Source organism: Bartonella sp. AA2SXKL (genome assembly GCF_042197205.1).
Classification (GTDB): domain Bacteria; phylum Pseudomonadota; class Alphaproteobacteria; order Rhizobiales; family Rhizobiaceae; genus Bartonella.
The window spans coordinates 1-536 of sequence record NZ_JBHIRN010000286.1 but is presented as its reverse complement, the minus strand read 5'-3'; the positions used below and the strand labels follow the sequence as shown (position 1 = coordinate 536).

At 37.5% G+C, this 536-nt stretch carries 1 pseudogene; it reads right to left on the bottom strand.

From position 1 onward, the window contains the following. Positions 1-337: pseudogene (locus ACFINS_RS11280) on the bottom strand (hypothetical protein); the annotation flags it as partial. Positions 338-536: the final 199 nt, after the last annotated feature.

Sequence of the window (536 nt, the reverse complement as noted above, 5' to 3'; positions counted from 1 at the left end):
ACCATATCAACGAATTTTCCTTTTGCGCTGGTCGTGCAAGCCCAAGAAGCCAAGAAGCATAGACAGCAGGAAGAAAGAATAATAACATAAAGCCAAAAGCAATGTAAATATTTGTAACTATGATGAGAACAACAGTGGCGCTTATTAAGGCAACAAGGCTAGCTAATGTTCCCTGACTGAACGCAACAATAAAAATTGGCAGTGAAAGAAAACAACCAAGAAGAAAAGAAAAGTAGGGCGCGATATTTATAACACTGATGATTGCCATTCCTATAACAACAGCAAATAACCCAGCTAAAATACCAGTCATTATTTCATAAGTACGAAAATTTTTCATTTATTGCTGTCCTGCTTTCAGCAGTTAGGAGCATTGTCATACCCCAACTTTGATATTTTATATCTTCCTATAGTAAAATGAACTATTTCCAAATCATATAAGAAAAGCGGCTGAGGAGTTCCCCAGCTGCAGAGACGCATTTTTTATTTTATAACGTATGGAAGCAAGCCAAGAAAACGCGCGCGTTTGATGGCATTAG